At 60.2% G+C, this 24,856-nt stretch carries 23 protein-coding genes; 11 read left to right on the top strand and 12 right to left on the bottom strand.

From position 1 onward, the window contains the following. Positions 1-20: 20 nt before the first annotated feature. From C8E00_RS06805 to metH, 3 genes are all read right to left on the bottom strand, one after another. Entirely contained in the window at positions 21-518 is a 498-nt protein-coding gene (locus tag C8E00_RS06805) for a DUF934 domain-containing protein (RefSeq protein ID WP_133696127.1), read from the bottom strand. Continuing rightward, positions 511-2,163, bottom strand: coding sequence for a nitrite/sulfite reductase (locus C8E00_RS06800; protein ID WP_133696124.1), 1,653 nt, complete (start codon positions 2,161-2,163; stop codon positions 511-513). Before C8E00_RS06800 ends, C8E00_RS06805 begins: the two co-directional genes overlap by 8 nt. A gap of 114 nt (positions 2,164-2,277) precedes the next feature. Next, entirely contained in the window at positions 2,278-6,015 is a 3,738-nt protein-coding gene (gene metH / locus C8E00_RS06795) for a methionine synthase (RefSeq protein ID WP_133696122.1), read from the bottom strand. A gap of 215 nt (positions 6,016-6,230) precedes the next feature. On the opposite strand from metH, the gene nfuA reads away from it, so the two are divergent. After that, positions 6,231-6,821, top strand: a complete 591-nt coding sequence (gene nfuA, locus C8E00_RS06790; protein WP_133696119.1) for a Fe-S biogenesis protein NfuA — start codon at positions 6,231-6,233, stop codon at positions 6,819-6,821. A 107-nt stretch (positions 6,822-6,928) separates the two neighbouring features. On the opposite strand, the gene C8E00_RS06785 is transcribed toward nfuA, so the two are convergent. Further along, positions 6,929-7,894 carry a DNA-binding protein gene (locus C8E00_RS06785; protein WP_133696117.1) on the bottom strand — a complete coding sequence of 322 codons (966 nt, stop codon included), beginning with the start codon at positions 7,892-7,894 and terminating at the stop codon, positions 6,929-6,931. Positions 7,895-8,105: 211 nt separating this feature from the next. On the opposite strand from C8E00_RS06785, the gene C8E00_RS06780 reads away from it, so the two are divergent. Next, positions 8,106-9,311 (top strand): tyrosine-type recombinase/integrase, encoded by a 1,206-nt coding sequence (locus C8E00_RS06780; protein ID WP_133696115.1) that lies wholly within the window; start codon positions 8,106-8,108, stop codon positions 9,309-9,311. Positions 9,312-9,338: 27 nt separating this feature from the next. Beyond that, entirely contained in the window at positions 9,339-9,749 is a 411-nt protein-coding gene (locus tag C8E00_RS06775) for a SufE family protein (RefSeq protein WP_133696112.1), read from the top strand. Positions 9,750-9,814: 65 nt separating this feature from the next. Here the strand turns inward: C8E00_RS06775 and yidD are convergent, their stop codons facing one another. From yidD to gorA, 7 genes are all read right to left on the bottom strand, one after another. Continuing rightward, a complete protein-coding gene (gene yidD / locus C8E00_RS06770; protein ID WP_133696110.1) occupies positions 9,815-10,099 on the bottom strand; it encodes a membrane protein insertion efficiency factor YidD in 285 nt (94 codons plus the stop codon). Between the two features lie 2 nt (positions 10,100-10,101). Continuing rightward, positions 10,102-10,542 (bottom strand): phosphoribosyl-AMP cyclohydrolase, encoded by a 441-nt coding sequence (hisI, locus tag C8E00_RS06765; protein ID WP_133696107.1) that lies wholly within the window; start codon positions 10,540-10,542, stop codon positions 10,102-10,104. A 26-nt stretch (positions 10,543-10,568) separates the two neighbouring features. Then, positions 10,569-11,021: a Fur family transcriptional regulator gene (locus C8E00_RS06760; RefSeq protein ID WP_133696104.1), complete on the bottom strand. Its 453-nt coding sequence runs from the start codon at positions 11,019-11,021 to the stop codon at positions 10,569-10,571. 254 nt (positions 11,022-11,275) lie between these two features. Beyond that, positions 11,276-11,671 (bottom strand): ectoine synthase, encoded by a 396-nt coding sequence (locus C8E00_RS06755; protein ID WP_133696102.1) that lies wholly within the window; start codon positions 11,669-11,671, stop codon positions 11,276-11,278. 111 nt (positions 11,672-11,782) lie between these two features. After that, complete coding sequence (gene ectB, locus C8E00_RS06750) at positions 11,783-13,054, bottom strand: diaminobutyrate--2-oxoglutarate transaminase (RefSeq protein ID WP_133696099.1); 1,272 nt, start codon at positions 13,052-13,054, stop codon at positions 11,783-11,785. A gap of 20 nt (positions 13,055-13,074) precedes the next feature. Continuing rightward, a complete protein-coding gene (gene ectA / locus C8E00_RS06745; protein WP_133696096.1) occupies positions 13,075-13,653 on the bottom strand; it encodes a diaminobutyrate acetyltransferase in 579 nt (192 codons plus the stop codon). Positions 13,654-13,945: 292 nt separating this feature from the next. Further along, positions 13,946-15,310 (bottom strand): glutathione-disulfide reductase, encoded by a 1,365-nt coding sequence (gene gorA / locus C8E00_RS06740; RefSeq protein WP_133696094.1) that lies wholly within the window; start codon positions 15,308-15,310, stop codon positions 13,946-13,948. Between the two features lie 131 nt (positions 15,311-15,441). Here gorA and can point away from each other — a divergent pair, with 131 nt between their 5' ends. From can to C8E00_RS06700, 8 genes are all read left to right on the top strand, one after another. Then, positions 15,442-16,080 (top strand): carbonate dehydratase, encoded by a 639-nt coding sequence (gene can, locus C8E00_RS06735; protein ID WP_133696092.1) that lies wholly within the window; start codon positions 15,442-15,444, stop codon positions 16,078-16,080. A 148-nt stretch (positions 16,081-16,228) separates the two neighbouring features. After that, positions 16,229-17,818, top strand: a complete 1,590-nt coding sequence (locus C8E00_RS06730; RefSeq protein ID WP_133696089.1) for an ABC transporter substrate-binding protein — start codon at positions 16,229-16,231, stop codon at positions 17,816-17,818. A 134-nt stretch (positions 17,819-17,952) separates the two neighbouring features. Beyond that, entirely contained in the window at positions 17,953-18,999 is a 1,047-nt protein-coding gene (locus C8E00_RS06725; RefSeq protein ID WP_133696079.1) for an ABC transporter permease, read from the top strand. Further along, positions 18,996-19,952, top strand: a complete 957-nt coding sequence (locus C8E00_RS06720) for an ABC transporter permease (protein WP_133696077.1) — start codon at positions 18,996-18,998, stop codon at positions 19,950-19,952. The genes C8E00_RS06725 and C8E00_RS06720 overlap by 4 nt, the downstream gene beginning before the upstream one ends. Before the next feature lie 4 nt (positions 19,953-19,956). Further along, positions 19,957-21,006 (top strand): ABC transporter ATP-binding protein, encoded by a 1,050-nt coding sequence (locus tag C8E00_RS06715; protein ID WP_133696075.1) that lies wholly within the window; start codon positions 19,957-19,959, stop codon positions 21,004-21,006. Further along, positions 21,003-22,064, top strand: coding sequence for an ABC transporter ATP-binding protein (locus C8E00_RS06710; RefSeq protein ID WP_133696073.1), 1,062 nt, complete (start codon positions 21,003-21,005; stop codon positions 22,062-22,064). The genes C8E00_RS06715 and C8E00_RS06710 overlap by 4 nt, the downstream gene beginning before the upstream one ends. Positions 22,065-22,178: 114 nt before the next feature. Further along, positions 22,179-23,096 (top strand): LysR family transcriptional regulator, encoded by a 918-nt coding sequence (locus C8E00_RS06705; RefSeq protein ID WP_133696072.1) that lies wholly within the window; start codon positions 22,179-22,181, stop codon positions 23,094-23,096. Positions 23,097-23,157: 61 nt separating this feature from the next. Beyond that, positions 23,158-24,186, top strand: a complete 1,029-nt coding sequence (locus C8E00_RS06700) for a hydrolase (protein ID WP_133696071.1) — start codon at positions 23,158-23,160, stop codon at positions 24,184-24,186. A gap of 26 nt (positions 24,187-24,212) precedes the next feature. Here the strand turns inward: C8E00_RS06700 and msrA are convergent, their stop codons facing one another. Beyond that, complete coding sequence (gene msrA, locus C8E00_RS06695) at positions 24,213-24,848, bottom strand: peptide-methionine (S)-S-oxide reductase MsrA (RefSeq protein WP_133696070.1); 636 nt, start codon at positions 24,846-24,848, stop codon at positions 24,213-24,215. Positions 24,849-24,856 lie beyond the last annotated feature (8 nt).

Here is a 24,856-nt window from a genome sequence, read left to right as displayed (position 1 = left end):
CGGCTGGACTTCGGCGAGATTCAGGCGCTTTCGCGCATACGCCGCCGGAACAAAGGTTCCGGTGTATCGGTGCCGGGCTGATAGCTGAGGCTGAAGGTGTCCAGGGCGTTGAGCGCGTCTTCAACGACTTGATCTTCACGCAGCCAGAAAGCATCGAAGCCGCAGCGCGACATGTAGTACAGCTGATCGATCAGCACATCGCCGACCGCGCGAATCTGTCCCTGGTAACCGTAACGTTCTCGCAGCAGGCGTGCGAGGCTGTAGCCACGTCCATCGGTGAACTTGGGAAAGTCGATGGCGATCAGCGGTGCGTCCAGCAATTGCGTGGCGAGTTCGGGCGTGAGCTCGGTGTCGCTGGCGAGCAGCGGGGCGATATCGTCGCTGGGCGCTGCCTGCCACTCTGACAACGCCACGATGATACGTCCGTTCGCGGGGCGTGGCGCATCTTCCTCGAGAAGCTGTGTCCAGTCGTCTTCCACGACATGCCGACCGACGATCAGGGTGCGCTGCTCAGGCATAGACATGCTCCTTGAAGGGTTTCAGGCCGATGCGGCGATACGTGTCGAGAAAGGTCTCATCAGGCGTACGCTCGCCGACATAGACTTTCAATAGTTTGTCGATCACGTTGGTTACGTCTTCCCGGTAGAAAGACGGCCCCAGAATCTTGCCGAGTGACGACTCGTTGCCCTGACTCCCGCCCAGTGAAATCTGGTAATACTCTTCGCCCTTCTTGTCGACGCCGAGAATGCCGATATGACCCACGTGGTGGTGACCGCAGGCATTCATGCAACCCGAGATGTTGAGCTCCAGCGGCCCCAGATCATAGAGGAAGTCCAGATCTTCGAAGCGCTGCTGAATTTCCTGAGCGACCGGGATCGACTTGGCATTGGCCAGCGAGCAGTAATCACCTCCCGGGCAGCAGATCAAATCGGCCAGGGTACCCACGGTGGGGTTGGCCATGCCGAGTGTCTCGAGCCGTTGCCAGAGATCTTCCATACGGTCCACGGGCACATCGGTGAGCACCAGATTCTGCTCGTGAGTGACACGCACTTCGCCATAGCCGAACTCATCGGCGAGATCCGCCACGGCGGCCATGTCGTCGGAGGTCACGTCACCGGGCGAATGGTCGTGACGCTTGAGTGATAGCGTCACGGCCTTGTAACCGGGGACCTTATGATCGGTGACGTTGTTGGTGACGAAGCGCGCAAAGGCACGGTTCTCTCCGCGCAAGCGCTCGTAGGCCTGGATGGCATCTTCGGCAACGTCGCGACGCGGCGGCTCGACGAAGTGGTCGGCCACGGCGGAGATCGCTTCCTCGGTCAGCGTCTGCGGGCCATCCTTGAGATGGGCCCATTCGATCTCCGTGCGGCGCCGGAACTCGTCGATGCCCAGCGCCTTGACCAGGATCTTGATGCGCGCCTTGAACTTGTTGTCACGGCGACCGTATTGGTTATAGACGCGCAGGATGGCTTCGAGGTAAGTCAGCAGGTGCTGCCACGGCAGGTCCTCGCACATCACGGCGCCGATCATTGGTGTACGGCCCAGGCCGCCGCCGGCGAGTACCTTGACGCGGACATCGCCATCGCTGTTGCGCCAAAAACGCAGGCCCACGTCGTGCACCTGAATGGCGGCGCGGTCTTCCTCGGCACCGGTCACGGCGATCTTGAACTTGCGCGGCAGATAGGCGAACTCCGGGTGGAAGGTCGACCATTGACGAATCAGCTCGCACCAGGGACGCGGATCGACATCCTCGTCGGCGGCGATGCCCGAGAACTGATCGGTCGTGGTGTTGCGAATATCGTTGCCGCTGGTCTGAATGGCATGCATCTGCACGCTGGCCAGATCCGCCAGGATGTCAGGTACGTCCTCGAGCTTGGGCCAGTTCAGCTGCAGGTTGGTGCGCGTGGTGAAATGGCCATAGCCGCGATCGTAGCGTGCGGCGATCTCGCCCAGCTTGCGCAACTGGTAGGACGCCAGCATGCCATAAGGGATGGCGATGCGAAGCATCGGCGCATAACGCTGCACATAGAGGCCATTCTGCACGCGCAGCGGCAGAAATTCCTCGTCGCTTATCTTGCCCTCGAGGTAGCGGCGCATCTGGTCGCGGAATTGGGCGACGCGTTCGTCGACGAGTGTTTGGTCGTACGTGTCGTACCGGTACATACAGGCGGTGTCCTGCTAGTCACATGGATTGCCGTAGCAGGGCACCTTACCCTGCCTTCTATATTCTTTGAAAGAATAAATAATAATACTTTATTGTTTTTTGGTTATAATCTCTCACTCGGGATCGTAGGACAACACCGGCGACAACCAGCGCTCGAGCTCCTTCAATGGCATCTGCTTGCGCGCCGCCAGCGACGCGACCTGGTCACGCCCAATCTTGCCGGTGGAGAAATACTTCGAGCGCGGGTGCGAGAAGTACCAGCCGGAGACCGCCGCCGATGGCCACATGGCGTAACTGTCGGTCAGCTCGATCCCGGTCTTGACGGTGGCGTCCAGCAGCCGGAAGAGCGTGGCCTTTTCGGTGTGATCCGGGCAGGCGGGATAACCCGGCGCGGGGCGGATGCCCTGATACTGCTCGGCGATCAGCGCCTCGTTGTCCAGAGTCTCCTCAGGCACATAGGCCCAGAATTCCTTGCGTACGCGCTCATGCATGCGTTCGGCAAAGGCCTCGGCGAGGCGATCGGCCAAGGCCTTGACCATGATGGCGTTGTAATCGTCACCCGCCGCTTCGTACTGCTTCGCCAGTTCGTCCGCGCCATGCCCGGTGGTCACCGCGAAGCCGCCGATCCAATCCTGCTTGCCGTTGGGCTCGCCGCTCTCCCCATCACGCGGCGCGATGAAATCGGCGAGGCTCTGGCAAACACCGTCGCGGTTCTTGGTGGTCTGCTGGCGAATATGATGCAGACGCTCGATCACCTCGGTGCGCGAGGCGTCGGCATAGATCTCTAGGCTGTCGTCGTCGACGCTGTTGGCTGGCCACATGCCGATGACGCCGCGTGCGGTAATATGGCGCTCGTCGATCAACTTGCGCAGCATCGTCTGCGCATCGGCGAATAGGCTGCGAGCCGCTTCGCCAACCACCTTGTCCTCGAGAATCTTGGGATACTTGCCCGAGAGCTGCCAGCTCATGAAAAAGGGCGTCCAGTCGATACGCTCGACCAACTCTTCCAGGGGATAATCGTCGAAGACCTTGAGCCCGGTGAAGGCCGGTTCGGGCGGCGTGTAATCGGCCCAATCGAAGATAGGACGGCGCTCACGCGCCTCGGCATAGCTTAGATCGGCCGCCTTGGGACGGCGCTTGGCATTGCGCTCGCGGACCTTGTCGTATTCGTCGCTGATTTCCGCGACATAGCCCGGCTTGAGCGTCGGCGAAAGCAAACGGCTGGCGACGCCGACGGCGCGTGAGGCATCGCTGACATAGATGACCGGCTGGTCGTACTGTGGGGCGATCTTGACCGCCGTGTGGGCCTTGGAAGTCGTCGCGCCGCCGATGAGAAGGGGGATCGTAAAATCCTGGCGCTGCATTTCCTTGGCCACATGGACCATCTCGTCCAGCGACGGGGTGATCAGTCCGGACAGGCCGATGATGTCCGCATTGTGCTCGCGCGCGGCGGCGAAGATCTTCTCCGCCGGTACCATCACGCCGAGGTCGATGACCTCATAGTTGTTGCACTGCAAGACCACGCCGACGATGTTCTTGCCGATGTCGTGAACGTCCCCCTTGACCGTGGCCATGACGATCTTGCCCTTGGCCTGGGTGCCTTCGCTCTTCTCGGCTTCGATGTAGGGAATGAGATAGGCGACCGCCTGTTTCATGACCCGCGCCGATTTGACCACCTGAGGCAGGAACATCTTGCCATCGCCGAACAGGTCGCCGACCACGTTCATGCCGTCCATCAACGGGCCCTCGATGACCTCGATAGGGCGCTCGGCACGCTGCCGCGCGAGTTCGGTGTCGTCCTCGATGTAGGCCGTGATGCCCTTGATCAGGGCGTGTTCGATGCGCTTTTCGACTTCCCAGCTGCGCCATTCCAGATCTTCTTTCTTTTCGCTTCCGCCGCCATCGCCCTTGTACTTGTCGGCGATATCGAGCAGGCGCTCCGTGCCATCGTCGCGCCGGTTGAGCACCACGTCTTCGACGGCCTCGCGCAGTTCCTCGGGCAGGTCGTCGTAGACCGCCAGCTGGCCGGCGTTGACGATCCCCATGGTCAGCCCGGCCTTGATGGCGTGATAGAGGAAGACCGAGTGGATCGCCTCGCGTACCGCATTGTTGCCTCGGAAGGAGAACGATACGTTGGACACGCCGCCCGAGAGCATGGCGTGCGGCAGGTGCTCGCGAATCCACTGCGATGCCTCGATGAAGTCGACGGCGTAGTTGTTGTGCTCCTCGATGCCCGTGGCAATGGCGAAGATGTTGGGGTCGAAGATGATGTCCTCGGCGGGAAAGCCGATGTCGTCGACCAGCAGGCGATAGGCGCGTTCGCAGATTTCCGTCTTGCGCTGGAAGGTGTCCGCCTGCCCGTCCTCGTCGAAGGCCATGACCACGATGGCAGCCCCGTAACGGCGGCAGGCCAAGGCCTGTTGGCGAAAGGCGTCTTCGCCTTCCTTGAGGGAAATCGAGTTGACCACCGCCTTGCCCTGAACGCACTTGAGGCCTGCCTCGATGATCTCCCATTTCGAGGAGTCGAGCATGATCGGTACACGGGAGATATCCGGCTCCGAAGCGATCAGGTTCAAGAAGCGCACCATGGCTTCCTGTGACTCGAGCATGCCCTCGTCCATGTTGATGTCGATGACCTGGGCACCATTTTCGACCTGTTCGAGGGCCACCTCGAGCGCCGTGGTGTAGTCCTCCTCCTTGATCAAGCGCTTGAAGCGCGCCGATCCGGTCACGTTGGTGCGCTCGCCGACATTGACGAACAGGGAGTCCGCTTCGATGTTGAAGGGCTCAAGCCCTGAAAGGCGACAGGCCTTGGGGCGCTCGACGACCGGGCGCGGCGGCAGCTCGGCCACGGCATCGCGAATGGCGGCGATGTGCTCGGGCGCGGTCCCGCAACAGCCGCCGATGATGTTGACCATGCCGCTGTCGGCGAACTCGCGCACGATCGTGGCCATTTCCTCGGCGGTCTGGTCATATTCGCCGAATTCGTTAGGGAGCCCGGCGTTGGGGTGCGCCGAGACGTAGGTGTCGGCCTTGTGGGAAAGCTCTTCGAGATAGGGGCGTAGCTCCGCCGCGCCGAGGGCGCAGTTGAGGCCGACGGACAGCGGTTGAGCATGACGGATCGAGTTCCAGAACGCCTCGGTGGTCTGGCCGGACAGCGTGCGCCCGGAGGCGTCGGTGATGGTGCCGGAGATCATCACTGGCCAACGCGTGCCGCGTGCCTCGAACAGCCTCTCGAGCGCATAGATGGCCGCCTTGGCATTGAGGGTGTCGAAGATGGTCTCGATCATGAAGAGATCGACTCCTCCGTCGATCAGGGCATCGGCTGCCTCGTAGTAGTTGTCGAACAATTCATCGAAGGTCACGTTTCGCTTGGCGGGGTCATTGACATCCGGCGAGAGTGACGCCGTGCGCGAGGTGGGCCCCAATACGCCGGCGACATAGCGCGGTACACCGGTTTCCGAGCCCACCGCGTCGCAGACGTCCTTGGCCAGGCGCGCGGCTTCGCGATTGAGCTCGGGGACCAGGGACTGCATGCCGTAATCGGATTGCGACAACTGGGTGCTGTTGAAGGTGTTGGTCTCGATGATATCCGCGCCGGCCTCGAGGTAGGCGCGATGAATGTCACGCACCACATCAGGACGCGTCAGCACCAGCAGGTCATTGTTGCCCTTGAGGTCGCTGGGCCAGTCGGCGAAGCGTTGCCCCCGAAAGTCGTTTTCATCCAGTTCGTAGCTCTGCAGCATGGTGCCCATGCCACCATCGAGGATCATGATGCGCCGTGCCAGCTGATCGTGAAGCGACGAGAACGAAGCGGCGAGTGTTAATGACGAAGCGGTGGCGGCAGGCATGTCGGCGTATTACTCCAGCGGGATCCGAGCGGTAGGACGAGCGTCGGCGAGACCGGTACGAGACCGATGTCGCTCAGGCGATACACGAGGCGTGGATGTTACCAGAAGCTCCGCTAGGTGGGCAGTCGTCAAGACCCAGCAAAATACTCGGGATTGTGTCCGGCGATGCTTTTTCATACCATGAAGGCAACATCTCAGGTAGAGAGTAACGTTTTATGAGCCAGCCCATCCAGATTACCGACAACGCTCAGGAGTATCTTGCCGAGCTGTTGGCCAAGCAGAACGTCGAAGGCATTGCGGTGCGCATCTTCATCACACAGCCGGGCACGCCGTATGCCGAAACCTGCCTGGCTTACTGCCGGCCGGGTGAGGAAGAGCCCAGCGACGAGCGCCTCGACCTGGACAAGATCACGGTCTATCTCGAGAAAAACAGCATTGCATTCCTCGAAGAAGCGGTGGTCGACTTCAACCCGGATCGCATGGGCGGCCAACTGACCATCAAGGCCCCCAATGCCAAGATGCCCAAGGTCAATGCCGATAGCCCACTCGAAGATCGCGTCAACTACGTGCTCTATAGCGAAATCAACCCCGGCTTGGCGGCTCACGGCGGCGAAATCCGCCTCATGCAATTGACCGAAGAAAATGTCGCCGTGCTGCAGTTCGGCGGTGGTTGCCAGGGCTGTGCCGCGGTCGATATAACGCTCAAGGACGGGGTCGAGAAGACGCTGGTCGAGCGTGTGCCCGAACTGGCAGGTATCCGCGACGTGACCGATCATACCGACGATACCAATGCCTATTATCGTTGACCGTCATTGATCGCGACCGCTATCGGGCCGCGACAATTCATGGTCAGTATCGAAAGCCCGCCACGAGCGGGCTTTCTTTTTTCGAGGTCTGGCCCCCGAGTGTCGTCTTAGACGACGAAGGGGGGTAGCGGCAGACGCGCCAGCTTTTCGCGCAACTCGCGATTGATGGCGTGCTGTTGCTCGAGCTCACGCTCTGCGCGCCGGTTGTCGCTTTGCGTTTGCTCTAGTTGACCTTGGCTCTCCCGTAACTTGCTTTCCAATGCCTGGCGCTGCGAGGTTTCACTGCGAGCCTTTTCTTCCAGCGTCGTGTACTGACGGCGCTGCTCGGCGAGCTCGGATTGCATGCGCTCGAGTTTCTGCTCCAGGGACGCAGTACGTTTTTGGGCCTGCTTTTCGACATTCTGGCGCTCTTGACGCGCGTCATCGAGAAGCCCCATCAAGCGTGCTTCCGCTGCCTCGTGGCGTTGCTCTTCCTGCTTCAATTGGGTTTGATGCTCACGCCCGAGCTTTGCCATGGCCTCACGATGCTCGCTGCGCGCGGTTTCTAGCTGGCGCTGATGTTTCTGGCATTCCTCATCGAGTTGCTGCACGCGCCGTGCCTGCTGAGTTTCCTGCTGATGGGCCGCTTGCAGTTCGCTTTGCGCATTGGCCAGTTGCATTGTCTTTTCTTCCAGGCGCGCCTGGGCCTGTTCAAAGTGCGTGTTCAGCGCCGCGAGGCGTTCCTCGGCGTCCGCCGCCTTGCGCGCGGCGGCTTGGGCGTCGGCTTGCGCTTCTTCAATACGTTGATCGGCTTCTTGACGGTAATGCGCCAGGGACTCCGCCGCCAGCGCTTGGGCCTTTGCCCAGAGATCCGTCATCCATGCCTGTAACGCTTCCGGCGGTGCCTCGCTCGGGGTGACGTCGCGGTTCTGTTCCCGTCTTAGCCGCCATTCCCGCAAGTGATCGCTGATGGTCGTGAAGCTTCCCGTGCCCAGGATGTCGCGAATTTTCTGAACGGTCGGGGCCTCATCGTGACGCAGCAGCGTGTCGATCGCGCGCTGTACATCTTCGTATTGAATGCCGTTGCGGGCCATGTCGAGTCCTTTGTGCTGGGCGCCACGGGGGCGTGGGTGACGTCTTACAGCATACCTCGTTACTGGTGAATGGCAATATTACATTAAACATATTACGTAAAATACATTATCAAAGGCGGTAAAAATTCAAGATTACGCGCATTATCTTGAATTTATAGGCGTAATATTCGAGACTGCGTGGAATCGGAACCAGAGACGTCACAGGGGTGTCATGCAGGACGACAGGGGGCAGGTGCGTGAAGAAGAAATCGCAGCGATCGTCGCGCTCGAAACCGGGGCCGCCTCGAGAACGTCACAAACGTCAGGGGAGTTGGAGAAACCCGGCGCGAGGCGTGCAGTGCATATCTCGGCGCGCACCGATGTGGAAGCCGTTGCATCCTGGCTGAGCGAGTTTCAGTCGAGTCCTCAGACATGGCGCGCCTATCGCAAGGAAGCCGAGCGTCTGTTGCTGTGGCTTCAGCGGCGCAGTGAAGCATTAAGTGACGTCCGGCGTGACACGCTGGATGCCTATGAGCGCTTCCTGGCCGATCCGCAGCCGGCGGCGTTGTGGCAGGGGCCGTCACGGCCCCGGCATGCGTTAGAGTGGAGGCCGTTCCGCCAGCCGCTTTCGGCGTCCAGCCGGCGCCAGGCATTGGTCATTCTGCAAGGTATGTTCGCCTGGCTGGTCGAGGCAGGGTGGGTCGAGCATAACCCGTTTCGCTTGATCCGCGACAAGCGTCGACGCATGGACAATCGCAACGAACGTATCGAGCGTTATATCGAAAAGACGCTGTGGCAGCACTTCTGGGCATGGCTGCAAGTCCCGCCGTCTCCACAGTCAGGCAGCGGCGCCTATTATCGTTGGGCGCGGCGTCGCTTCTTGTTCGGCTTTGCCTATCTGCTGGCGCCCCGGATCAGCGAGATGGCCACTGCGCGGATGGGTGACTTCATACAGCGTGAAGGGCGCTGGTGGTGGCGGGTCGTGGGGAAGGGCGACAAGCTGTCCGAGGTGCCGGTGCCGCCGGATATGATGACGCTGCTCGCGGATTGGCGGATGACGCTGGGCATGTCGCCGCAGCCTGACCCCGACGATACCGCGCCGCTGCTACGGGCGTTGGATGGCCGGCGCGGGCTAGGTGACAACCAGCTTTATCGGATGATTCGCGAGACATTTCGTGCGGGCTATCATGCCCTTGACGACCTGTCGGAAGCCAAGCGTGCGCCGCTGCAACAGGCCACGCCTCATTGGTTGCGTCACACTGCGTTGACGCATCAGGCACAGGCCGGCGTGGAGTTACGCTACCTGGCGCGAACCGCGCGCCACGCGCGCCTGGATACCACGGCCCGCTATCTGCATGCGGAGGCCGAAGAGTGGTATCGTCAATTGACGCATCACCGGCTCACGGACGCCGACACGCATAGTGATGGCACGTTATAATGAGGCATCGATTTGCGAGGAGGGCGCATGACAGCACGCGAAGCACAAGCCGAACTGGCCGATGAGTTCGCCATGTTCGACAACTGGATGGATCGTTATCAGTACATCATCGACATGGGCAAACAGTTGCCCACATTCCCTGAGTCGTTGAAGAACGATGACACCAAGATTCAGGGCTGTCAGTCCAATGTCTGGATTCACGACCGCCTGGAGGATGGCCGACTGCACTTCGAGGCGACGTCCGATGCCGCCATCGTCTCGGGATTGATCGCCGTCCTGTTGCGGATCTACAACGACCGGCCGCCCAGCGAGATTCACGCGACGCCGCCGGATTTCCTGGCCGAGCTGGGGCTCGACAAGCATCTGTCACCGACGCGCAGCAATGGCTTGCATGCCATGCTTGATCGCATCTATGCGGTGGCAAAACAAGCGGCCTAGCGTGTCCTGAATGGTCCCCTAAGCGCCTGTTCTCCACACGCCACGCAGGGCCAGAGAGAGGACCTTCAGCGCGTGTGGGAGTGTTCGTGATCGGTGCAGGCGTCGCCATCGCCTGGTCCGGGCGGCACAGGATCGACGCCGCCGGGGTGGCCGGGGTGGCATTTTAGAATTCGTTTGAGCGCCAGCCAGCCGCCTTTCAGGGGGCCATGAATCTGGATGGCTTCTACGGCGTATTGCGAACAACTGGGCCAGAAGCGACAGCGAGGGCCGAGCAGGGGGCTGATCACGTACTGGTAGCCGCGCAACAGGCCGATCATGAGACCTGAAAAGCACTTGCCGAGAAGTCGCATGATTAGCGCTGGCCGTACAGTTCGGCAGGATCCATCAGTGGGGCGCTGACGATTTCCGCCATTTCCTCGCCCAGTGCCACGTAGAAGCAACTACGCCGCCCGGTGTGGCAAGCGGGGCCTTGCTGGTCGACGCTCAGCAGCAGGGTATCGCCGTCGCAGTCGACATGCGCCGCCATCAACCGTTGTACCTGCCCGGACGACTCACCCTTGCGCCAAGGTTTGCCGCGCGAGCGTGACCAGTAGCAGACGCGCCCCGTGGCGAGGGTTTCCTCCAGCGTGGCGCGGTTCATCCACGCCATCATCAGCACCTCGCCGCTGTCATGTTGCTGTGCAATGGCGGGCAGCAGCCCGTCATCGTTCCAGCGCGCGGCATCGAGCAGCGTGCTTATCGCTTTGCGCGTACCCTGTGTGGCCGGCTCGAGTTGCTTGAAGAGTTCGGTCATCGTGTGACGTCGCCTTGGCGGATGAATTAAGCGGATGCCTGCTTCGCCGTGCAAGACGCACATAGGCCCAGCAGCTCGATGGTTTGTCGCTCGATACGGTAGCCTTGTTGACGGGCTACCTGAGTCAGTTGTTCGTTGACGTCGTCGAGGTGCAATTCTTCGACGCGCCCACAGGAACGGCATATCAGTAGCTGGAAGCCATGCGCGTGTTCGGGACAGGGACAGGCCACATAGGCATTGAGCGACTCGATACGATGCACCAGGCCGTGCTCGATGAGGAACTCCAGCGCGCGATAGATGGTCGGTGGGCGCGCCGAAGCATGCTCCGTGGCGAGACGATCGAGTAGGTCATAGGCCTTGAGGCCGCCAGGTGAGGTGGCGATCATTTCCAGGACACGCCGCCGTATCGGCGTGAAGCGCGCACCGTGCTTGTGGCACTGGCGTTCCGCCTGCGTCAGTAGCGTATGGGAATCGAGCATCGCAACACCATCGTTCTCGGTAGTGCGGGACATTCTACGCCGTTGCCCGGGATGGAGCCAGATGCGCACCGCATCACAGGGTGTGTATTTAACATAATATATATTATGCGAACTTCCGGGTCGTCATGGTCAGGGCATCATTCTCATTCTAGAGATATGCGTGCTATCTATCATCTGCTCGATCATTCCCCATATAAAAGAAAACGCTGCCATTACTAGGCAGCGTTTTCACGGGTCATATCAGACTTGGTCGATCACTCATCGACCGGCGCGTAGGAACCATCTTCACGGTGCACTTCGCGCCCGGTCAAGGCGGGATTGAATACGCACGCGACGGTCATGCCTTTCTCCTTGCCACGCAGCAAATGTTCATCATGCTGGTCGAGAAGATACATGTCGCCAGCCTTGATGGGATGAATCTTGCCGTCAGCCAGCGTTTCGACTTCACCTTCACCTTCGTAGCAGAAAACCGCCTCGAAGTGATGCTTGTAGTGGATGTGCGTCTCGGTACCCGGATGAATACGGGTGATGTTGAACGAGAAACCGACGTTGTCGTCGGCCAGCACCAGGCGCGTGCTATCCCAATTGCCGTTTTCGGCTTCGACGAAGCGCTCCGTCTTGCGGCACTCTTCCAGGTTACGAACGATCATGAGGCGACATCCTCTATAGGCTCAATACAAGGCCCGCGAGCTCGCGGGCCACATCCCGTGTCCACTGTAGCGCATGGACGCTTATGAGTTAACGCGCTAAAAAGAGCGCCGTCAGGCTTTACCCAAGACTTCTTTGACGCTTCGCTCCAGGATATCCAACCCTTCGTGCAGGTCTTCATCGGAGATAGTCAACGGGCACAGGCATTTGACGACCTGACCGGAATGCCCAGATGTCTCGATGACCAGCCCATTTTGGAAGGCCTGGGCCGTGATGTCATCGGCCATGTCGCCATCGACGACATCCAGGCCACGCATCAGGCCACGACCACGCTCGCTGGCTTGATGCCCATGTTCGGTCATGAACGCGGCGATCTTCTGGAAGCGCTCTTCGACGATGCCCCCTTTGCGCTGCACATCACGCTCGAGCGTATCGTTACTCCAGAAGTGCCGCATGGCAGCGGCGGCGGTTACCAGCGCAAGGCTGAACCCACGGAATGTTCCGTTGTACTGGCCGGGCTTCCAGATATCCAGTTCCGGGCGCATCAACACGTGAGCGAACGGCAGCCCGTAGCCTGAAAGCGACTTGGAATTGGTGACGATATCCGGCTTGATATCGGCATGCTCGAAACTGAAGAACTTGCCGGTACGACCGCAACCGGCTTGGATATCGTCGACGATCAGCAGTATGTCGTGGGCACGACAGATTCTTTCCAGGCGTTGCAGCCACGGAATACTGGCCGGATTGATACCGCCCTCGCCCTGCACCGTCTCGACGATGACTGCGGCGGGAATATCGAGACCGCTGGAGTTATCGCCCAGCAGCTTTTCGAAATACCCCAGGGTATCGGTGCCCTCGCCCATATAGCCATCGAAAGGCATGAAGCTTCCGCCTTGCATCGGAATGCCGCCGGTGGCTTCACGGAACTTGCGATTACCGGTGGTGGCCAGGGCCCCCATGGTGACTCCGTGGAAGCCATTGGTGAAGGCGACGATGTTATGCCGTCCTTTGGCGTTGCGCGCTATACGGATGGCGGCTTCGACGGCATTGGTACCTGTCGGTCCCGGTAGCTGGACTTTGTAATCCAGCCCACGCGGCTTGAGGATTATCTCCTCGAGCGTTTCCAGGTACTCGCGCTTGGCCTTGCTCCACATGTCGAGACCATGCACGATGCCATCGGATGCGATGTAATCGACCAGCGCTTGTTTGATGTGAGGGTTGTTGTGGCCATAGTTCAGCGTGCCGGCGCCCGCGAGGAAGTCGATGTACTGCTTGCCGTCTTCAGAGTGCAGACGCGCACCCTTGGCTTCGGTGAAGACGGTGGGAAACGAACGCGAATAGGTCCGAACGTCGGATTCCATACGTTCGAGAATATCGGTCTGCATAGATTGCCTCTTTAAGCGGGTCAAATTCGTTGCGGCTCGAACGGGCCGATTCGGACGAGATTTTCCGGATCGTGCTCGCCACCCAGCTGCCCCGTGGAGAAATACTCACGGCTGTTCAACGGTGCCTGCCAACGGTCGGCAAGGCGTTTGAACAGCCCCCACGATGCCTCATTATCGGGTGTGATGGTAGTTTCGAGGTGGCGAACGTCACTCATCCCCGAACGCATCAGGACGGCTTCGACCAGGCGCCGTGCCAGGCCCGTTCCTCGGGCTTTCTCACCCACGGCCACTTGCCACAGGAAGTAGGTGTCCGGCGCGTTGCGCTTCACGTATCCGGACACGAAACCGACGATCTCCCCTTCTTCGTCCGTGGCCACGGCGCAGGTATCACGAAACTGTGTGGCGAGCAGGAGGTAGGCATAGCCCGAGTTGACATCCAAGGGGGGACACGCCTTGACGAGCTCGTAGATTCCCCACCCATCGTCGGTCGTGGGCTTGCGGATGAAAAGAGTCTTCTGTGGACTGCCAATCACGGTGTCCGCGACGCTCGGACGCGCCAGATCGGCAGAAGGCGTGAAGTTCTCGGTCGTGGGTGTCATATCCATGTTTCGCTAATGGCGAATGTGTTTGCAATAATAACAGCGGCTTATGAATTGATCAAATGATTCATTATCGTCAAGCCGCCATCACATAAACACACATTATAACTTGATATGCGTATATAGCCGCGCGTTACCAAGCTGTGCTCATGCAATGCGACTGCTCTCAGTCTAGTCAATGATGAGCCGCGTGCATGGGTCATGTCATCTAGGGAGCGATTCCTTCTCGTCGGGTACCAATGCAAACGGGCCACTCACGTGGCCCGTTTGCAACCGAAACGGCACCACATCACTAGCGACGTGACAAGGAGCGCATGGTGACGAACTCTTCGGCGCTGGTGGGGTGAATGCCTACCGTGGCGTCGAAGTCGGTCTTGGTCAGGCGCGCGCGTACGGCGATGGCGATGCCCTGAATGAGCTCGCCGGCATCGTCGCCCACCATGTGAGCACCCACCACCCGATCGCTGGCGTCGTCCACGACCAGCTTCATCAGGCAACGTTCTTGACTTCCCGAAAGCGTGTGCTTCATGGGACGGAAATCGGCGCGATAGATGCGTACGCCCGACTCGCACTGCTCGCGGGCTTCCTCTTCGCTGAGGCCGACAGTGCCGATATTGGGATGACAGAACACGGCCGTGGCAATGTCCTGGTAATCCAAGGGGCCCGGCGTGGCATCCCCATAATGGTGCTGCACGAGGTGCATGGCCTCGGCAAGCGCCACGGGGGTGAGCTCGGGGCCACCGGTCACGTCGCCCAGCGCCAGGATCGAGGGCTCCGAGGTTTGATAACGCTCGTCAACCTTGATCGTGCCATTGGGATTGAGCTCGATGTCCAGCGCGTCGAGTCCCAGGCCGGTGAGATTGGGACGGCGACCGGTAGCGGCCAGCACGACATCCACCTCCAGCGTTTCGCCATTGGTCAGGCTGACGCGGTACGCATCACCGACAGGTTCGATACGCTCGATGGTGGTTTCGAAATGCAGATTGACGCCCTTCTTCTGCATCTCGTCGCGGGTGAATTCACGCACTTCACGGTCGAAGCCGCGCAAGAACAGTTCGCCACGATAGACCAAGTGCGCGTCACTGCCGAGCCCATTGAAGATGCTGGCGAACTCGACCGCGATATAGCCACCGCCCAGCACCAAAAAGCGCTCGGGAAAGGTGTCCAGGTCGAAGACGCGGTTGGAATCCACGGCGTGTTCCGCGCCTTCTATATCGGGAACCCAGGGCCAGCCGCCGGTCGCGACCAGAATCTTTTCGGCGGATAGCGTCTCGCCGTTGATTTCGACGCTATGCGCGCCGGTAATGGTGGCGCGACCATTGATGAGCTTGACATCGGCACCTTCGAGTAACCGCCCGTAGATGCCATTGAGACGCTTGATCTCCTCGATCTTGTTATCGCGCAGCGTCGCCCAGTCGAAGCGCGGTGCTTCGGGCAACGTCCAGCCGAAGCCAGCGCTATCTTCGAAAGCATCGTGAAAATGCGCTGCATAGGAATAGAGCTTCTTGGGCACGCAACCGACATTGACGCAGGTACCGCCCAAATAGCGATCCTCGGCAATGGCGACGCGCGCGCCCGTGGCCGCTGCTGTGCGTGCAGCGCGTACCCCACCGGAGCCCGCGCCGATGACAAATAGGTCGTAATCGTACTGAACCACGTCAATCTCCTGACTTTTCGATGTTGCAAATGATAACAGCCTAGGGAACGCTCAGGGAGGGGCCTGATTGACGCTTCGAGACAGAGAAGGTAAAAGTTGTTCGGATCCCCTGCTTGCATGAAGAGATTTACATGAGCGATATCAAGAAGCTGCTGGAACAAAATCGTGAATGGGCCGCAGCTGTTCGTGAACGTGACCCAGAATTCTTCGAACGCTTGTCGCATCAGCAGAACCCCGATTATCTGTGGATCGGGTGTTCGGATAGTCGAGTACCGGCCAACCAGATCGTCGATTTGCCGCCGGGAGAGGTGTTCGTGCATCGCAACGTGGCGAACCTGCTGTACCACAATGACATGAACGCCTTGTCGGTGGTGCAGTTCGCCGTTGATGTACTTCAGGTCGAGCACATCATGGTGGTCGGTCATTATGGCTGCGGTGGGGTACGGGCCGCGATCGCCGACGGTGACAACGGCATGATCGATTACTGGCTGCACAGCGTCCGCGAATTGTACAGCGTCAACCGTGAGGCACTCGCGCCGTTATCGTTCGATGAGAAAGTCGACCGGATGTGCGAGCTCAATGTGCGTGCGCAAGTGGCCAACCTGTGTCGTACCAAGGTCGTGCAGCGCGCTTGGCAGCGCGGGCAGAAGCTATCGGTGCATGGCTGGGTCTATGGCTTGGCCGACGGCTGCGTGACCGATCTTGAATGCACGGTATCGCAACTCGACGAGGCCTCGCACATCCATCGTTTCGACCCTGTGGCGGGTTGATGTCCACCGTCTAGCGCAAGCCCACCAGACGGCATTATTCATCTAACGAATGGCGGCCATCAAGATTTCGATTGTCGTCTTCGTCCAAAGCTCTTTATGTTGAGGCCGGCGATTCTATTCGCATAACAATACACAATAGGGCTTCAACATGATTAACAAGAAGACTCTCCTGGCGGCGTTGCTCGGCGCTTGTGTCGCGCTTCCCCTGCCTGTGCTGGCGCAAGACTCGTCCAGCGATAACGACCCCGTGACATTGCGTGTAGCTTACGACGCCGACCCGGTGTCGTTGGATATCCATGAACAACTTTCCGGCGGAATACTGCAACTCTCGCACCTGGTTTTCGACCCGTTGGTGCGCTGGACCCAAGACTTCGAATTCGAGCCGCGGCTGGCCACTAGCTGGGAGCAGATCGACGATACCACGCTGCAGATGAAGCTGCGCAAAGGCGTCGAGTTCCATAGTGGCAACGCATTTACCGCCAAGGATGTTGCCTGGACCGTCGAGCGTCTCAAGCGCAGCGCCGACTTCAAGGCGATTTTCGAGCCGATCGATCGCGTCGAAGTGGTCGATGAACACACCGTCAAGTTCCATACCAAGAAGCCTTACCCGCTGCTGCTCAACCTGTCGACTTACATCTTTCCCATGGATAGCGAGTTCTATTCCGGCGAGACGGCGGATGGCAAGAACAAGAGTGCAATCGTCAAGAACGGCAACTCCTTCGCGTCGCGTCACGTCTCCGGCACCGGCCCCTATCGCGTCACCGAGCGGCAACAGGGTGTCAGAGTCGAGTTCGAGCGTTTCGACAACTATTGGGATGAGCAGTCGCCGGGCAACGTCGATCGCATCGTGCTGACCCCGATCAGCGAGAATGCCACCCGCGTGGCCGCCCTGCTCTCCGGTGACGTCGATTTCATCGCGCCGGTGCCCCCCAACGATCTGCAGCGGGTCCGCGCGGCCAAAGACGTCAAGCTCGTCACCATGTCAGGCACGCGCATCATCATGCTGCAGATGAACCAGAAGCGTGTCGACGCCTTCAAGAATCCCAAGGTTCGTCAGGCGTTTGCCTATGCCATCAACCAGGAAGCCATTGCCGATCGGCTGATGAAAGGCTTCGCGACGCCGGCCGCCCAGCTCTCGCCGAAAGGTTATGCCGGACACAACCCGACCCTGGAACCACGGTATAACCTGGAGAAAGCCAAGCAACTGATGAAGGAAGCCGGTTATGGGGATGGTTTCAGCATCACCATGATGGCGCCCAACAACCGCTACGTGAACGATGCACAGATCGCTCAGGCGGTCGCGGCGATGCTGGCGCGAATCAACGTCACGGTGGATCTCAAGACGCTGCCCAAGGCTCAGTACTGGACCGAATTCGACAATCGGGCCGCCGATGTGATGATGATTGGCTGGCACGCCGACACCGAGGATTCGGCCAACTTCTTCCAGTACCTCACCGAGTGCCCCAACCCCGACACCGGCGCCGGCCAGTACAACGCAGGCAACTACTGCAATCCGGCGCTCGATGAGAAGGTCGCGGCGGCCAACCTCGAGACCGACCGCGAGAAGCGCGCGAAGATGCTCCAGGCAGTGGAAAAGGCTCTCTATGACGATGCCGCATTCATTCCGCTGCACTGGCAGGACCTGGCCTGGGCCGCCGATGACAACGTTCAGATCGAGCCGGTGCTCAACGTCATGAACTTCCCCTACCTGGGGGACGTGGTCGTCAAGCCGGAATAAGTCGTACCTACCCTCCCCCCGCCGGTGCCAAGCCGGCGGAGGGATCCGTCGTTTCGAATTTCAAACCAAGCAAGCGCGTCCTGGCGGTCGGTGGTCGCTCAGGCGCCTTCGTTTGCCAACGGGGGCCGCAATCCATGATTGCTTTTCTGATCAAGCGCCTGTTTCACGCTTTCCTGGTGATGTTCATCATCAGCGTGATCAGCTTCGCCATCCAGGACAACCTCGGCGACCCCATCCAGCAGATGGTCGGTCAGTCGGTACCGGATAGTGAACGCGCCGAACTGCGTGAGGAACTGGGGCTGAATGATCCGTTCATGGTGCAGTATCTGCGCTTCGCCAAGAATGCCATGCATTTTGACTTTGGCTATTCCTACTTTTATGGCGAACCGACCATCGAGGTCGTGTTACGCCATTTGCCGGCGACCCTGGAGCTGGTGTTCGCCACGACAGTATTGATCATGCTGTTCTCGGTGCCGATCGGCGTCTATAGCGCCATCAAGCCGCGTTCGCCGTTGTCGCGATTGTTCATGGGCGTCTCGATCGTGGGCATTTCGATACCGGTGTTCCTCACCGCCATCGTGCTGATCCAGATATTCGCCATCGGCGTACAGTTCACCCCATTCCCAGTCGATACCGGTTGGGGCAGTTGGCTCAACGGCTTGCTGTCCACCGACGGCGGTATGCCGGCCTACGGGCGCGGTGACGTGGTACACGTGGTGGGTACCTGGAGCACTAACTTCGCCTCGCTTGAAGGCTTGAGTTACCTGGTGTTGCCGTCGATATCACTGGCCTCGATCATGCTACCGCTCTTCATACGCTTGATCCGCGCCGAAATGCTCGAGGTCTTGCAGTCCGACTACGTCAAGTTTGCCAAGGCCAAGGGGATCAGCATGCGTCGCATTTACTTCGTGCACGCGTTGAAGAACACCATGCTGCCGGTGATCACCGTAGGCGGTGTGCAGATCGGTACGCTGGTCGCCTATACCATTCTCACTGAGACGGTCTTCCAGTGGCCGGGCGTGGGACTGATGTTCCTCGATGCCATCGAACGCTCCGACATCCCGCTGATCGTCACCTATTTGATGATCGTCGGCTTGATCTTCGTGATCACCAATACGCTGGTCGATCTGATCTACGGTCTGGTCAACCCCACCGTGAAACTCACAGGGAAGCCCGCATGACTATCGCTCCGACGTCGTCTTCCACTACCTCGCCGTCCTCGCGCTGGGCGCGCTTTCGAAGCTCTTACCTGTTGTACAGCTTCAAGCGTGACTGGATCGCCCAGGTCTGTTTCGCCGTCTTTGTCCTGCTGGTGGCAGCGGCCATTCTGGCGCCCTGGCTGGCGTCGATGAATCCCTATGACCTGGCCCAGATCCGTATCCTGGACTCGGAACTGCCGCCGTTCTGGATCGATGGCAGCGACCCGCAATATCTGCTGGGTACCGATGCGCAGGGGCGTGACCTGCTATCGACGATTCTCTATGGCGCCCGAGTGTCATTGATCATTGGCTTCGGAGCGGTGATGCTGCAGGCCCTCCTCGGGGTGACCTTCGGCCTGCTCGCCGGCTATCTCGGCGGCCGCGTCGATGCCTTTCTGATGCGCATGGCCGACATTCAGCTGTCGTTCTCCACGCTGATGGTGGCGATCATCGTCGGTGCAGTGATCAAGGCCACCTTCGGTGGCGCCGTCTACAGCGAGTATGCGGTGTTCATCCTGGTGCTGATCATCGGTCTCGCCGAGTGGCCGCAGTATGCGCGTACCGTGCGCGCCTCGGTGCTCGCCGAGCGCAGCAAGGAGTATGTCGATGCCGCGCGGGTGATGGGGTTTCGCGCCAAGCGCATCATGTTCCGGCACATTCTGCCCAATACGCTGTCGCCGATCTTCGTCATCTCCACCGTGCAGATCGCCAACGCCATCATCTCGGAAGCGGCGCTATCGTTTCTCGGTCTGGGGATGCCTGAAACCCAGCCGTCACTGGGCTCGCTGATCAAGTCGGGCTTCGATTATCTGCAGTCGGGTTCCTGGTGGATCACTCTGATTCCCGGCGCCGTGCTGATCGTGCTGGTGCTGGTCATCAATTTGCTCGGTGACTGGCTGCGCGACGTCATGAACCCGCGACTCTACAAGGGCTGATCGCATGGCTTTACTCGAAGTTTCCAATCTCGACGTGCGTTTTGCCCTGCGTCAGGGCGACGTCAAGGCGCTGCGCGATGTCAGCTTCACGCTGGACCGTGGCGAGCGTCTCGGCATTGTCGGCGAGTCCGGGGCCGGCAAGTCGGTGGCGGCGTTCACTATCCTCAACCTGATTGCCAAACCGGGCTACATCGCTGACGGCAGCATCCGCTTCGATGGGCGTGAATTGACCACCATGAAGCCGCGCCAGCTGCAGCAGATACGCGGCAACAAGGTATCGATGATCTTCCAGGACCCGATGATGACGCTCAATCCGGTGTTGACCATCGGCGAGCAGATGATCGAATGCCTCAAGGCGCATCGCCGCATCCGCCGTCGCGATGCGCGCGAGATCGCGCTCAACAAGCTGCACCAGGTCTATATTCCCTCCCCCGAGCGGCGTCTGGATCAGTACCCGCATGAGCTTTCCGGGGGAATGCGTCAACGCATCATCATCGCCATCGCCCTGTTGCTCGATCCCGACGTGATCGTCGCCGACGAGCCGACCACGGCGCTCGATGTGACCATCCAGGCGGAAATCATGGAACTGTTGCTGGAGTTGTGCGAGAAGCACAACGTGGCGCTGATCCTGATCACTCACGACCTGGGCGTGGTCAGCCAGGTCACTCAGCGCATGCTGGTGATGTATGCCGGTCGCGTCATTGAACAGGGGCCGACCCGGGAAATCATCAACGACGCGGAGCACCCCTACACTCAGGGGTTGATCAACGCTCTGCCGCAGATGGCGACCCCCGGGCAGCGTCTCAACCAGATTCCCGGCTCGATGCCCAGTCTTGCCAATACCCCGCCGGGTTGCGCCTTTCATCCACGCTGCAGTTTCTCGGTCGACGCCAACGGCGAACGTCGGCGTGACTGTCGCGAGGTGATCCCGACATTCGTGCGCTCGGGGAACTGTGATGTGGCCTGCCACATGGTGCGTGAGCTCGTCGAGCGTCACTCGCCCGAGCATGATGCGAGCGACAACGGCCCGAGCGAAAAACGGGAGGCTTTATGAGCAAGGTGCGACAACAACCCCAGTATCCTCAAGAGAGTGAGTCGGCGCAGGCCGGCGACACGCTACTCCAGGTTCGTGGGCTCGAGAAGCGCTTCCCGCTTTCCGGCGACTTTCTCGAACAGCTCCGTTTCGAGGGCGGCAAGCTGAAGCGCCGTCAGGCGTTCGTCCACGCCATCAACGGTGTCGACATCGATGTCAAGCGCGGCGAAACGTTGTGTGTCGTCGGCGAGTCCGGCTGCGGCAAGTCCACGGTGGCGCGGATGGTGATGGGCCTTCTGCACCCCACTGCCGGGGAGATCCGCTATGACGACCGGCGCATCGATCATCTCAGCGCACGCCAGTTGCTGCCCTATCGGCGGCGCATGCAGATGATCTTCCAGAACCCCTATGCGTCGCTGAATCCACGCATGAGCATTCAGCAGACACTCGAGGAGCCGCTGCGTTTCCATCATCCGGATTGGAGTCGCCAACAGATCCTCGACAAGATTGGCGAGGTGATGGTGTCGGTGGGCATCGATCCGGAATGGGGCAAGCGTTTCGGCCATGAGTTCTCGGGCGGTCAGCGCCAACGCATTGCCATCGCCAGGGCGCTGGCAGTGGAGCCTGAGTTCATCGTCGCCGACGAGCCGATCTCGGCGCTCGACGTGTCGATTCAGGCGCAGGTACTCAATCTGCTGATGGATGCCCAGGAGAGACACCATCTGACCTACCTGTTCATCACCCATGACTTGGCCGTCGTCGAGCACTTCGGTACCCGGGTGGTGGTGATGTACCTGGGGCGGGTCTGCGAGGTAGCCGAGACGCGTACTCTGTTCGATCGTCCGCGCCACCCCTATACTCAAGCGCTGATGTCGGCGATACCGCGTCTCGACGATGATGGCCCCGCGCATATCAAACTGCCCGGCGAAGTGCCCACGCCGGTCAACCTGCCCTCGGGGTGTGTCTTTCATGGACGCTGCCCACATGCCAATGACCGATGCCGGCATGAGATACCGCAGTTGATCGAGACCCAGGGCAGTCAGGTGGCGTGTCATGCGATCGAGGAAGGCCGTCTCTGAGAGCCTCGTGGAAACATGAAATGGCCTCGCCTGGGGCTCACCTGCGTCGTGATGGAACGATGACATGCGACGCCGCCTGCGGGCGGCGTCAATGATGATGGATGGCGTCTGAGGATGGAAATTCGCTGGCTCGAAGACTTTATCGTGCTGGCCAGGGAACGCCATTTTTCCCGGGCCGCCGATGCCCAGAACGTGACGCAACCCACCTTCTCGCGGCGCATCAAGCTGCTCGAGGAAGAAATGGGGACCACGTTGATCAACCGTCAAACACTGCCGTTGAGCTTGACGCCTGCCGGAGAGGAGTTTCTGGCGCTCTGCGAACAGATCACCGAGCGTGTGCGTTTGACACGTGATCGCTTGCAATCGATCGCCGCCGATGAGGCCAGGCGCATCCTGTTGGCTGCGCCGCAGAGCCTGGTCTCGAACTTCTTGCCCGGCTGGCTCGACCAGCATGCCCTGACGCCACTGGTAGCGCCCTACTTGCGGGCCACGAGCTGGTTGATCGGCGATTATCTGCATGGGTTGGAGCGAGGTGAATGCGATCTGGCCTTGTTGTATTGGCCGCGTGGGCGGATCGCACTCGATCTCGAGATGAATGAGCTGACCTTTCTGACCTTGGGGGAAGAGCGGCTGGTGCCAGTGAGCGCGCCCGATGCCCAGGGGCGTCCGCGTTTCTCGTTGCCGGGAACGCGCCGCCAGCCCCAACCGTTGATCGCCTTTCATCCGCGAGGCTTGATGGCGGCGGCGCTCGAAGCGCACCTTGGCCGTATGCCCGCTCCCACCTACCTCACCTCACTCAACGAAAGCATACAGGCCACCAATATTCGTGAGCTGGTCGTCCAAGGTTATGGTCTTGGGTGGCTGCCCTGGCGTAGCGTGATCACGCCCATGGCCAACGGCGAGCTGGTACGCGCCGGCGATGAGCAATGGGATGTGCCCTTCGACCTGCGTCTGTATGCGCGCAAGGATTCACGCCATCCCGGTTTGCCCGACGTATGGCAACGTCTCGAGGCAGCACACGGCATCGTTTGATGGCACTTGCCGAGCAAGCGCAACGCGTTAAGCTAAAGACAGATTCGCAAGAGCTACACTAATGTCACGCACGCTTTTTCCTGCCGATTTCCGCGCGCCACGGGGATTGGGTAATCGCCATGTGCAAACCCTGTTACCCCGTTTTCGCCGCTTGCCTCCGCTAGCGCGTGAAACGGAAATCCTCAATCTGCCCGATGGCGACTTCGTCGAGCTGGCCTGGTCTCAGCCGGCGCCCGCACGGGCCGATGCGCCGGTATTCGTGCTGTTTCATGGCTTGGAAGGGTCGGTCGACTCTCCTTATGCACGCGAGTTGATGCGTGCAGCCAGCGCATTGGGGTGGCGGGCGGTGCTGATGCATTTTCGCGGCTGTGGGCAGGCGCCCAATCGGCTTGCTCGAGCCTATCACTCGGGCGATACGGCGGATGCCTACTGGGTCATCGGGCAGTTGGCACGGCGGTATCCGCATGCCATCAAGGTGGCGGCAGGCGTGTCGCTGGGCGGTAACATGCTTCTCAAGCTGGTGGCCGAACAAGGCGGTGACGGGCTCGATCTGGCCGGGGCCATCGCTATCAGCGCGCCTCTCGACCTGGCGGCCAGCGCCGATGCGCTCAATCGGGGGTTTGCGCGCGTCTATCAACGCTATCTGCTCGACGCTCTCAAGCGCAAAATCGCCACCAAACTGGCAGCCGGCCCTTTGCCGATTGCACTCAATGTGCGCCAGCTGGCGGGCCTGGAAACGTTCTGGGCATACGACAACGCCGTGACGGCGCCACTGCACGGCTTTCAATCGGCCAGCGACTACTATTGTCGCGCGTCCGCCGGCCGTCTGCTCGGCGATATCGAACTGCCGACCCTGATTCTGCATGCCGAGGACGACCCTTTCATGCCGGCCGACTTGTTCTCTCGGCTACCGCCGCCGGCCGATGCCGTTCATCTGGAAATTGCCCGACAAGGCGGTCATGTCGGCTTTATCGAGTCACGCCACGGGCGACTGAACTCCTGGTTGGCGCGGCGCGTCGCCTTGCAGCTGGAAGGCTGGGCCGAACATTTGGCGCCCCATCGCTCGCTGGCGGCGGGGCCCAATGGTTGATGGCGTAGGCACGCGGGTCTGGCGCTTTACGTCACCGGGCAGGCCACGCCTGTCCCCTTGAGGCCGCAGTACCCTGCCGGGTTCTTGGCAAGGTACTGCTGGTGGTACTCTTCGGCATAATAAAAAGCCTCGAGCGGTGCCACTTCCGTGGTGACATGTCCTAGTTCCTGCTGGCGCAGGGCTTGGTCGTATTCCTGCAAGCTCTTGTCGACCAGCGGACGCTGTAGCTCATCGGTGGTGTAGATGACGCTCCGATATTGGCTGCCGATATCGTTGCCCTGGCGCATGCCTTGGGTCGGATCGTGTGCCTCCCAGAAGGCGCGCAGCAATTCAGGCAACCCGATTTCGATGGGGTCGAACACGACGTGGACCACTTCGGCGTGTCCGGTACGCCCGGTGCAGGTTTCCTCGTAAGTGGGATGGGGCGTATGGCCACCGGCATAACCCACCGCCGTTACATAGACCCCGGGCATCTCCCAGAACAAACGCTCGGCACCCCAGAAACATCCCAGCCCCAGCACGATCTCCTCGTGCCCTTCCGGAAAGGGCGGCAACATCGAGCGACCGTTGACATAATGCAAGCCGCTGATACGTATAGGCGTATCACGTCCTTCGAGGGCCGTTGCCGGCGTGGGTAGCTCCAGCGATTCTTGTGACAACATAGGAACAA

This window comes from Chromohalobacter marismortui (assembly GCF_004364315.1).
GTDB classification, from domain to species: Bacteria; Pseudomonadota; Gammaproteobacteria; order Pseudomonadales; family Halomonadaceae; genus Chromohalobacter; species Chromohalobacter marismortui.
This window is presented reverse-complemented; position numbering and strand designations above follow the sequence as displayed.